General features: G+C 47.6%; 6 protein-coding genes. 2 read left to right on the plus strand and 4 right to left on the minus strand.

All coding sequences use genetic code 11. The features are described from left to right. The first annotated feature begins 539 nt into the window (after nucleotides 1-539). Nucleotides 540-2,387, plus strand: coding sequence for a family 78 glycoside hydrolase catalytic domain (locus ACRBG0_RS25670; RefSeq protein ID WP_431489694.1), 1,848 nt, complete (start codon nucleotides 540-542; stop codon nucleotides 2,385-2,387). A 28-nt stretch (nucleotides 2,388-2,415) separates the two neighbouring features. On the opposite strand, the gene ACRBG0_RS25675 is transcribed toward ACRBG0_RS25670, so the two are convergent. Beyond that, nucleotides 2,416-2,934: a hypothetical protein gene (locus ACRBG0_RS25675; RefSeq protein ID WP_431489695.1), complete on the minus strand. Its 519-nt coding sequence runs from the start codon at nucleotides 2,932-2,934 to the stop codon at nucleotides 2,416-2,418. Nucleotides 2,935-3,203: 269 nt separating this feature from the next. On the opposite strand from ACRBG0_RS25675, the gene ACRBG0_RS25680 reads away from it, so the two are divergent. After that, the gene (locus ACRBG0_RS25680; RefSeq protein ID WP_431489696.1) at nucleotides 3,204-5,999 is read left to right on the plus strand and encodes a gliding motility-associated C-terminal domain-containing protein; all 2,796 of its coding nucleotides are present in this window, start codon (nucleotides 3,204-3,206) and stop codon (nucleotides 5,997-5,999) included. An 18-nt stretch (nucleotides 6,000-6,017) separates the two neighbouring features. On the opposite strand, the gene ACRBG0_RS25685 is transcribed toward ACRBG0_RS25680, so the two are convergent. From ACRBG0_RS25685 to ACRBG0_RS25695, 3 genes are all read right to left on the minus strand, one after another. Continuing rightward, nucleotides 6,018-7,082: a hypothetical protein gene (locus ACRBG0_RS25685; protein ID WP_431489697.1), complete on the minus strand. Its 1,065-nt coding sequence runs from the start codon at nucleotides 7,080-7,082 to the stop codon at nucleotides 6,018-6,020. Nucleotides 7,083-7,096: 14 nt separating this feature from the next. Further along, the gene (locus ACRBG0_RS25690) at nucleotides 7,097-8,200 is read right to left on the minus strand and encodes a hypothetical protein (protein ID WP_431489698.1); all 1,104 of its coding nucleotides are present in this window, start codon (nucleotides 8,198-8,200) and stop codon (nucleotides 7,097-7,099) included. 1 nt (nucleotide 8,201) lies between these two features. Then, nucleotides 8,202-12,069, minus strand: a 3,868-nt coding sequence (locus ACRBG0_RS25695; protein ID WP_431489699.1) for a helicase-related protein, incomplete at its 5' end; no start/stop codon positions are given.

Here is a 12,069-nt window from a genome sequence, read left to right on the forward strand (position 1 = left end):
TCTTAAATAGATTTTTTCTGTAAATAGTAAACTCTCCTATTGTGAAGTCAGAGAATATTTGAATGAACTTATATGTAATATTTTAACAATTATTAGTTTAGCTGTTTCCTGGTTAGAAGCTGGGCTAATGGATAGTAATATGCTCGATTTAGTTGCTCTTTTGATGTTGATTCTATGAGGAATGGGGATTAATCTAAAAAGTGCTACCAAACAAGCTCTAACAACTCAAGTCATGTGAAACGGTGATTTGTGATTCAAATTAATACATGCACTTTAAATTCTTGATATGGATCTTATTGGGCTGGACTGATTTGTCCTTTTACTGTAATACCACTAGTCCCATTGTTTTTACTAGATTAGATTCCATCCCGTTAAATTTACAACTACGTCGTCTCTATGATGGGGAAGCTTATGATTCTCGAGCTAATACAAGATTTTTTACAGATAGTTCTGGAACTATACTAGGTGAAGAAGAAGGATATTTTATTTCTGGCAACTTCCTGCCAATTATAGTACATGATACCATTCAACCTAAAATCATGTATACTATTCCTGGTGACTACATTCTCCTTGACATGGGCCAAAACATGGTCGGAAGACTTCAATTCAAAGTAGAAGGACCTAGAGGGACAACCGTCGTACTCGAACACAGCGAAGTACTGGACAAGGACGGCAATTGGTACAATAAAAACTTACGCACCGCCAAGCAAAGAATAGAATACACCTTGGCCGGCAATGGCGTGGAGACCTACACTCCACAATATACCTATATGGGATTCCGCTACGTGCGTATTCGTAATTATCCAGGGGTGTCGAAATTGTCTGACTTCAAAGGGTTGGTCATGCACGCGGATATAAAACGCACGGGGCATTTTGTCTGTGGTGATTCTTTGGTAAATCGCTTATACGAAAATATCATCTGGAGCCAGCGCGGGAATTACCAACATATCCCTACCGATTGCCCCCAACGGGATGAACGACTCGGCTGGACAGGAGATGTCCAGATATTTGGCAGAACGGCGGCCTATAATTACGATGTACTACAATATTTCAAAAATTGGTTAAAGTTGGTTCGTGAGTACCAAGAACCAAGCGGTAACATACCCTGGACCATCCCTCCAGTAATCTCCGGGGACGGGGCAGCCGGATGGGGAGATGTGACAGTACTACTGCCTTGGGATTTGTATCTCATGTACGGAGATACCACCGTGCTGAAGGAACAATACAAAAGCATGTGTGCCTGGGTTGACCATAGAGTAAATACAGCTGGTGAAGATTATCTGATTCGAGATGCCGAAGAATTTGGTGACTGGCTCGCCTACGAGCCGCTCCCCGACGGCCTGGAAAAACCAGGCTATACCGATCACGACTTTATTGCCACGGCCTACTTGGCACACAGTGCAGATATATTGGCTCGGATATCTCGAATTCTTGGACGGCAGGAGGAGGCGAAATATTATCAGCAGGTATTTGAGCAGGCAAGGGCAGCGTTTCAGGAGGAGTACATCACTGGCAGTGGAAGGCTGTCTCCTAATACACAAACAGCTTATGTACTTGCACTCTACTTCAATCTGGTACCCAACGAGCTAGAAGAGAAGGCCGTAGATTACCTGGTCGATAATATTGAGGCAAGAGGGATGCATTTATCAACTGGCTATCTGGGCACGAGGCTCATCAATGAGGTTCTTACCAAACAAGGTCGTTCAGATATTGCTTATCAGCTGCTCTTACAGAAAACATACCCATCCTGGCTATATCCTGTTACTAAAGGTGCTACAACTATCTGGGAAAGATGGGACGGAATTCGACCTGATGGAACTTTTGGTAGTGACTTTATGAATTCCTTTAACCACACGCCATTCGGAGCCGTTGGCCAGTGGCTATATGGATCTGTATTGGGTATTCGACCGGTAGAAGATCAGCCTGGCTTTAGGCATATACAATTTTCGCCTATACCCAATGCTGAATTGGGATTTGCAAGTGGCAGTTTTGATACACAACATGGTACAATAAAAAGTAATTGGAGCATTGAAGGGGATAGCTGCTTGATTGAAGTATTTATTCCCAAAGGATGCACAGGAGAGTTGGTGCTACCTACTACAGCATTAGATACAATTTCCCTAAATGAAGGAGCATTTGCTATCCGAATCCCCTATGAAACAAAAATAAATGATATTGATTGGTCAAAGGTGTTATTCCAGACTATTTGGTTTGAGCATAACAAAAAAGAAAGTATTCAGCAGCTTTTTCCAGAGTTGCAACGAACAGGTAAATTAGCAATAATGAGCAATCTCTCAATTGAGCGGTTACGCTTATTACAGCCAGAGATATTTACTAATGAGCGATTAGCATCACTTCAAAAGATACTGAACGCTGAAACTCATTGATGATCTTAAAGATCCTTAAATGAATACTTTATTCCTGGATAATGATGGGTGATTCGGCAAAGTTATTATCCTCGTTGCGTTCTTCCACATCTTGATCCCTATCTGCATCAAGTAAGAAACGATACTCACCAGGGGTATAAAAATGAATAATATGGAAACGAGTCGTTTCGTTACCAGCAACTATAAAATTGATACCAGAACCAACTTGGGTATAATGAGTTCCATCTGGGCCAAATGAAAATTCTCCTTCTGACCATTCCGCATTGGAATCGGGACGATACTGCAAGACCATTGATACTATGGAGGGTTGTGCTAAATCAGTAGGAAGATCACCACAGGCACCATTCAATTCTTCTACGTTTTGAAAAACCATGGTCATTCTTACTCCTTCATTTGCCTCTAAGGTATCCTTGTCAACTGATACGTCTTTAATTACGATATCAGGAAGATATTCCTCAAAATCACAAGGATCAGCTTCATCTTTCTTACAAGTAGTAAGATTAATAGTAGAAAAAAAAACAAGCAGCAACAAAATACGCGATGACATAGTTAGGTTTTTTAGAGAGAAGAGAGATTGGCTACAAATATAATATTTTTGACGATGCAGAATTAGGTTTTTCTTTTCAAAGATGTTCAATTTGCGCTGGTATGGTAACTCAAGGTGAAATTATAATTGTCAAAACCTGAAAAAATGTCTATTTATGAAAATCAAGCAAGAAAGAGGTTATCTTTAAGTCTTGATAAAACCCTCTTTTGAATCCCAAATAATGGGTCACTAAACACCCTAATCTCTGAGAATTTCACAAGGATCTAAATATGCGTACTTATCTCTCTATAGCGATTATCTTTTTGTGCTTTTTCAGTCAGGCCCAACAATTTCAAAACCCTGATTTGGAAGGCCAGACCATACCCGAAGAATTTAGTATTCTACCCATGTTTTGGGAAGCTATCTCGGCGCTTGATCCACGCTGTGAAGCTAATTCACTTAACATCACTGACACCGCTGATTTAACGGATGAAACGGCTCCAAAAGTTTCTATAGGTGCTTGCGGCACTCCCTACTCTGGGAATACTTTTGTAAGTGGTATGTACTATAAGCCTGCTCCTGACTCGTATTACCATGAAGGTATCAAGCAAACTGTAAATGGGTTTGAAGTAGATTCTTTTTATACGATCAGCCTTTACCAAGCAGTTATCAAACAGAACAATGTAGAAGATCCGACAGGGAGGTGGATGATCTTTCTGGATAATGAAACCATTCCAAGGTTTACGACTTCTTCTTCTAGCGACGAAGCTTACAATAGCTTAAATACACCTTGGGATTTTCGCACTATTACTTTTCAAGCTTACGCTACTTCTCATACTTTTTACTTCTTGCCTTATGATAATGATTTGAGTCAAGGATACTTGTTGCCGGGTGAGTTGGGCGGTGTAAGGATGGGAATAGATTCTATTTATCTGCACCCAAGTTGTGAGGTCAGTGCTCCTTTAATAGATACCATAACACTATGTGAAGAGACCTCTGTTCTTTTAGAAGTGACTAGCCCAAATGCTTCTTATCAATGGCAAGATGGGAGTACTGGTTCGTCCATCGTTGCGGTTGAAGGAGACTACAGCGTGATCATAAGAGGTGATGATGGCTGCCTTTCGTACGAAGAAGTCAGTGTAGTCAGGAACGAGGTAAAAAATCTAAACTTGGGCGTAGATACCACCTTTTGTATTAGTGAAACGCTATTGTTAAACCCAGGCTTAGAAGACGTAACTTACCAGTGGCAAAACGGATCAAATAGCACCAATTACCTTGTTGAAGAAGAAGGTTTATACTGGGTAGAAGCTAGCCAGGATGGGTGTGTTCAGAGAGACTCCATCGTAATTGTTAATAATGAAATCAATGATTATACGCTTGGTTCGGATACTACATTATGCTTTAGTGCCCCATTGCTTTTAACTGCACCTACAATAAATGGTGTCTCTTACTTGTGGCAGGATAATTCTGATGAATTGGTATTTCAAGTAACTGAAGCAGGCACCTACTGGTTGGAGGCCACGAATAATAATTGTACTATTCGCGATTCCATCAATGTATTTTCTGCTTTTCCTGCCTTCTCCCTAGGCCAAGATACCACCCTATGCACTGGAGAGAGCCTTTTATTAGATGCAACCTTACCAAATACGACCTACCTCTGGCAAGACGGCTCCACAACACCTACCTTTCTGGCTACTTCAGGGGGCACCTACACCGTAGCACTTAGTCGTGGTAACTGCACCATCTCTGATACGCTCGAAATTACGGAGCTTTCTTTTGGGGCTTTAGACTTAGGGGCAGACACAACCCTTTGCCCAGGCAGTAGCCTTACACTGACGGCAGAAATTCCGGGAGCCAATTACATTTGGCAAGATCAATCCACCGCCGCTGATTTTACCCTTTCGGCTCCTGGTCTTTACTGGGTGACGGCCAGTTTGGGAGATTGTGCTGCTACGGATAGTATCCTGGTGAGTCCACACCCTCTGAATCAGGTGGATTTGGGCGAAGAACAAGCGATCTGCTTCGGTAGCACTTTGCTACTCAACGCTGCCCAAAACGGAGCAAGCTACAGCTGGCAAGATGGGAGTAGTGCATCTACTTACGAAGTAACAGCTCCTGGCAATTATTCGGTAACGGTATCATTGGGCGAATGTAGCAGCAGCGATGACGTACAGGTAGTGAACAGTCTTTTACAGCCATTTGACCTTGGGCCTGACCTTACCCTTTGTCAGGGCGAAACCCATACAATGACTGGCCCAGCTATTGCTGAATCTTACAGCTGGTCAACCGGAGCAAATACTGCAAGTATTACAGTGGGTACCGCCGGAACCTACCAACTGACAGTCACCCTGGGCGAATGTACCGAAGAAGATGAGTTGGTGCTCAGTTACAATCCATTAGCTCCCTTTAGTCTAGGAGCAGATACGACGCTTTGCTTAGGGGATTCGCTACAGCTAGTTGCCGCAAATACCATGGCAGAAATACTGTGGTCGGATGGAACAACAGGAAATACATTATGGGCAACTACCCCTGGGAATTACGAGCTCACCCTCACCCTTGACGGTTGTATCCAAAATAGCAGTCTTCTGGTAGACTACTATGAGGCTACCAGCCTGGAACTGGGGCAAGACATAACCATTTGTCGTAGCCAACCACTGATTTTAGACCCTCAGGTAAGCGGTCCGCCCACAACTTTCTTGTGGCAAGACGGAACCAGCACGGCAACCTATGAAGTAGAAAATTCGGGCATTTACACATTGATGCTCACCAATATTTGCGAGAGCATCACTGATGAGGTCAGCATCACCATCGAAGAATGCACCTGCGAAGTCTACCTCCCCAATGCTTTTTCGCCCAACGGCGACGGTACGAACGATACTTTCCAGCCGTACACCACTTGCCCCATCACCGATTACGAAATCCAGATCTTTGATCGCTGGGGTGGCCTGCGCTTTACCAGTAACAGTATCGAAAACGGTTGGCAAGGCCTGGAGGTCAATACTGGCGTCTACCTCTACACGCTCCGCTACCGCGACCGAGACGGGCAGTGGCAACAGCGGGCAGGGGAGGTGCATTTGGTGAGGTAACCTAAAGCGATGCGAGGCTTAGTCTGCAAAAATCCACTCCAAAAACCCCTTCTTCTCCGGAGCAGTCACTTTCGCTTTGGCGGTAGCTTTTCGCCCCGCCTCAGCATCCACCCCCGCCAAATCATACCCCCCAGGCGACTTTGCCCACCGCACCAGATTATCCAGCGTCGGCTCTAATACCTTGCGGTTGGTGTTTTGGGCATCTTGCAAGGTTCCCCGTACCGATTGCACCAATGGCCGTAGCGCGATTCCGATGCGGATGATCTCCTCTTTGGTGATGCGCACCCCGTCCTTGTCCAGGCGCTTGATTTTGCGCTCCACGTAGGCGGTGTAGTTCTTCTGATCGGACTTCGCGGCCAGGGCTTTGAGGTCTTCTTTTACCTGCTCCTGGTCCGCCTCGGGCTTTTTGTAGGTGGTGCGGATGTGGTCTACTTCCTTGTCAAAGCTTTGGATGGCTTTGGTGTAGTCGCTCTTGGCTTTTGGACTGGCCTTTTTCTTTGAGGTAGCCTTTGGCTTGGGGGCTGCTTTCTTTTTAGTCGCAGGCTTGGTTTCGGTTACTTTTTTAGCAACTGGTTGCTCTACCGCAGCGGTGGTACACTTCTTGGCAAAGCTGCCTGCTTCCATGATGTAGACGGCATAGCCTTCGTGATCGAAGATGATGTGATCCCCAGGCTGGGCGGTGACGACCATAGCGGTCTTGCCGGTTCGTTTCAGACTCACCTTGGTGGGCTGGTCGATTTTGAGGTGATAATGCTGGCAGCTCATGTTGACGGCTTGTAGCGCGGCTAGATCCGTCTTTTTCTGCCAGGAGTATTCCGGCGTGTTATTCGCTGGAGGGCTCGTTTTAGCGGTAGTCGCTGTCTTGGCTGGCGTCGCCTTTTTAGTAGCGGTTGCTTTCTTCTTTGCGGGACGCTCTTTCACTGGCTTTTCTACCAATGGTTCCGGCTCCGACATCCCGGCCAGCTGCTCTTTGGCGGTCTTTAGGGATTGCTGCAAAGCCTCCCTTGCTGCTCCCTGTATATTGGGGTTTTCCAACCCCTTTTCCATTTTGGCGATCTTCGCCTGTAGTTCTGTTTTAGTCATGGCGCGTTTTAGTTTTATGCAAATTCCAAAGCCACTTGGAGGGCTTCGATGGCAGATGAGAGTTCTTCTTTAGCGGATGCTTCGGCAAATTCGGTGGCTGTTTCCAGGGCTTCGATGGCGGCTTTGAGAGGGTTGCTTTTAGCGGTGGCCATTCCTGGTATTTTAGCGTGCGTTTTGCTTGCCTCCATGCCAAAGGTGCCTTTGTTAAGATCAAATTTTAGCAGGTAAGGCGCTTTATCTCCTGTCTCGCTGAAGACGGGCATCGTGAGGGTAAACAACTGCTGGTACTGGTTGTAGGCGGCCTGGTCAAACCCTTTTTTGGGCAGCATCACCACGGCTTTTTCCGCACCGAAAAAGAAGATTAACACCTCTTCGTAGCCCAGTTGTAAAAATGCCTTGATGCTTTTTTTGAGGAGGGACAAATTGATAGAAACGTCCTCTCCATTATGCGTAAACTTGCCTACAGGGTAAGTACCCGAGTAACTGTCAAAGCCATTGTCTTCCAGTAAACTGATCAGCTGGTACCACTGCGAAGCCTGCAAAGTATATCCTTGCTGACCATCCGCCAGCATCGGGATGATCTGTTTAATATCGTGGGGGGTAATGATCACCTTGTCCCCGGTGGCCATCTCGAAACACTTCTTCGTGAGGCAATAGATCCCTCTGTTTTTGGTAGGGTTTTGGGGGTAATACAACAGCGTAAACGCGTCGGTTGCCGCGATGTAATCATCGGCATAGGTCGCCCCCAGGGTTCTCAATCGGAGCTGATCCGTACCCACAAAAGGACTCATCAGCTTCGCCAGGCTTGGATTATTCGGCTTCCAATCCAACTCCTTGAGTTTAGCGGGGTTTCTAGTGTTTCTATCCGGGAGCAGTTTCAGCAGATCACCTCCCAACTTACCAAATGCTTTGAGTGCCGTTTTTTCATCATCAGCAAAAAGCTCGCTGACTAAAAACCGATGCTTTTTAGCTTTAATCTGAGCCCGCATGGCAAATAAGTCCTTCAGGCGTTCGGGCTTATTAGCCACTTCTGTTCTGAAGAAACTGCGCAGCACCGCTTCGGCGGAAGACCACAATTGCCGCTTTACGGCTTGCTCAAATTGTTCTTTCCAGTTCATGTTATAAAAATTCAATGGCTACGCTCAGCGCGTCAATCGCTTCTTGCAGTTCTACTTGCTGGGCGCTTTCCGAAAACTCCAGGGCGACTTGCAAGGCTTCAATGGCTTGTTCGATAATTTGTACCTCATCGACTTTGATCGCTATTGCTGGCGCTTCTTTTTCTCCAAACAGGCTGGCAAACGGAACTGGCTGCCAATAGAAGTCGAGCTCCACCAATCTGATCTGGCTGATCTCGTCTATCGAAACATAGCCCCATTCGGCATTCGATTCGTCTCCGCCAAGGATGGCATAGCCAAAGGCCAGGTTGTCCTTGGGGTCGTACTCAGCGATGTACCAATCGGAGCTGCCCTGGAAGAAGTGGGCGTAGATGATTTTCTCACCAGTGGGCACACTTTCGGTGGCGTACAGTTTGGGAATGGATTTCACCTGGTCATGTAGCGGATCGAGCACCGTCTTGGCGTAACCTTCTGCGCTTTCCGTTTCCCGTAAAATATCGCGCACGGCGGCTTGCTGGGCCTTGGGCATGAACTTCTTCAGCACGGCTGGCCACTGGTATTTGAAAGCACTATCGGTTTCCAACTTGCGCTCCGGCTGCTTGATGGTGGGTACTGCTTTTCCGGAGCTGATCTCTTCCACGCGGCCGTAGATGTCACAAGTATGCACCTTGTGGTGGCAGTCCAGCAGGTAGTTCAGTCGCTGAAATTCGTTGACACGCTCGGATACCGGGCGGCGGTTGGCGGCTTCGGCTTCCTTCTCCTCAATTACTTTGGCCAACAGCGTTTCCTTGTGCTCCGGCGACTTCAAATGGGTGATTTCTGCCATCAAGGTACTGGCTCGTTGATGGTAGCGATCAATCAGGGCGGTAAAGTCATCAAAGATGGTCAGCTGCTCTTTGGCCAACAGCTTGTCCTCGATGTTTTTGATGCGCTTGACGTACTTTTTGTGTTCGTCAATGACCGAGCGGGTACCCAGGCGCGAGTAGTAGCCTTGCAACTGGGCATAGCGGTAGAGTTTGCGGTAAGTCGCTCGAATGTCTCCGCTTTCCATGGCTTGCAGCCCTTCCAACTGCTCCGGCGTTGTTTTGTAGTCTACATCCGGGCGGGTGGTGATTTCGGCCAACAATTCTTCCAATCTAGTTTGCAGGCGGGCAAATTTATCTTTTAGCTCTTTAGCTTGCTCCAGTGCATCGCGGTTGCTTACCGCAATTTCAAATTCTCCCTGAAGGGCAGATACCTGTTCTTCCAGCTCCCAGCGGACGATCTCTTCGGGATCATTGATCAGTCCCCGTTTGAGTTCTTCGGCGTTGAGTTCTTTTTCCTCGAAGAGCTTGCTCTTACCGCTGCGGGTCCAGATGGAATTGAGGCGACTCATCTTTTCACTGAGCTTCTGCCAGGTGAAGATGTCCGAACTGTTTTCCATCAAAGGCACGACGATGCGCACGTGGCTGAACTTGTTGCCAAAACGCCAGATCCGGCCCATCAACTGATGGTGATCCGTTGGATTCCAATCCAAAAAGCAGTTGTACAACACGGTACCAAACTTTTGCAGATCTACCCCTTCACGCATGGTCGATGAACCGATGATGATCTTGATCTTCCCATCCAAAAAGCCTTCCTTGATGGTTTCCCGACGACCTTTGCTGACTTTGCCGTAAAAGATGGCCACTTCCTTATCGGCATAACCTACGTTCTCCACCAAATACTGCTTGATGTGCCCAAACCATTCGGTGCCGCGATCGGCATAAATGATTTGTCCAGATACGGGCGTGCCTTGCGCCTCGTGGTACTGCTTGACGGTGCGGATACACTCACATACGTACTTGATCTTAGGCGAGCCATCGACAAATTCCTCTGACGTTACCTTGCTCAGATCAGACTGCGCATCCCCGCCCAAACGCAAGGCGTAAGGCGAAAACGTAACTGTGCGCGAAGCATTCAGCGCGATAAGCACCTGACCAGGCACATTGCCCTTGTCATCCTCGGGATAAAAGCCAGAAAGGACACTATCGCTTCTGACACTACGGTCTTTACTGGCAAAGAGCTGGATTTGCTTGAGCCAGTATTCCTGCTTAGTGGACGGTGTGAGCTTGGTGTCCACCATGTACTGCGCCTCCAGGGGAACACCGTTTTCATCGTTGGTCAGCGGCAGGATCACTTTCTCCGGACGCTGAATATTGGCCTCTTCGCCGGTCTTGTAGTTGATCGAGCGGAAGATCATCGACTGCAATGAGGGCAGATTGTTGTAGCCCCGTATCACCGCGTTGATCTCAAACTTACCCGCTGCCGTCCAGGTGCTTTCCAGCGTTTCGTCGATGTACTTGCTACAAAACTGGGCGATGTTGTACACATCAAAGTCTTTGAGCCCCTGGTAATCGTAGTGCGCCATCATGGAGTAAATCTCCGTAGCACGGTTGGTGAAGGGCGTTGCCGTCAGGCCAAAAGTGTTGCGGCGGTTGTTGTTGTCGTGCACGTAGGCATTGAGCATAAACAGCTTGAGCGCCCGGCTCGAAGGCTGGCCACTGCCACCACTGAAGAAGTGCTTGGATTCCCGCTCGCCATCTTCGCCCACATCGCCTTTCACTTCCATGAAGAGGTTGCGGAAGTTGTGCGTTTCATCCACGATGATGGCATCAATACCCATCTCCTCGATGTCCAGTGCCGTTTCGGCTAAAGCCGTATCGACCCACTCTTCGGCTTTCTGCTCGACGATGGCTGCTGCTCGTCCGGATTCACCTTGCGAGAGCATGGCTTTGAGGCGACCGGCCAGGTCTTTTTCGGTATTGGGGTTAAACCCGATTTTCATCAAACCTTCGTAAGTCACCATGGTCACGGAATACTCCGCTACCGTTTTGACTACCCCGTTTTCGTCCACAGCTCGGCTGATAAAGTTGACGCCCAGGTTATCGTAATCGTTGATCTCAATGTGCGGCAGAATGCCTTCTGAGATGATGTCTCCGGGCTTGGCAATGACTTTGCCTTTTTGCTTGATGGTTTTAGTGGCACGAACGCCGATAATCTCCGCGATCCATTTGTTGTAGACCTTTTGCGGCACCACCACCAAGGGCCGTTTGAATAGTCCTTTTTCAAAACCGTCGCTGATGCCCAGGATGGCGGTCATGGTTTTACCTACGCCCACATCGTAAGCTACAATGCCTGTTCCCCGATGGTTCATAAAGGCCACCCCTTCCCGCTGCGCCGGACGGATAGACAAACTTCCTCCTTTGAACATGGTACCCATACGAAAGCCCACGGGAATGCGCGAGTAGTCAATGTCCTGGTAGTTGTTGGACTTACGGTTCCACAAGTAAGCGATCTTGGCCTTGTCCTCCTCGGTCAGGCTGTTGAGGAGGAACTGATCAAAGTGGTGGCTGCCGATCAGGGTCACATTGCGGCGGACGCTGGCCCACTCGCTATTGCTTTTACCTCGTGGACGTCGTTCTTTTTTAATCCAGTATTGGTAAATCTCCCAGGCGGTGGTGGATTTCTTTTCCAGGGTTAGCTCCTCCCGCGTTAGGTTCTTCAGGTATTCTGAATAGAAAATGCTGCCAATGCTGGTTTTGGCATCGACTTGGGTTCCATCGGCCAGTTCGGTGATTTCAATGTCCTGCCAGATTTTATCAAAAGGACTGAGGAATAGCTTTTGGCTTTCATCATCGGTAAGATAGAGCGCTTTGGGTTTGGCTGATTCCAGGCGTTGCATCTGCTCGCGGTAGCCCTCTTCACCGATCGCCGAAACGATGGCCGCTTCGCTGGCTTTGGCGGAAACGATCTTATCGTAGATGTTACCCGAATAGTAGAGAATTTGCGGAATGTAGTCCTGGCCGTCGTAAGCTACCAGTCCGGCCTGGTGCCAGGCGGGGTAGTTGGGA

Source organism: Lewinella sp. (genome assembly GCF_050633125.1).
In the GTDB taxonomy this organism is placed as follows: Bacteria; Bacteroidota; Bacteroidia; order Chitinophagales; family Saprospiraceae; genus Lewinella.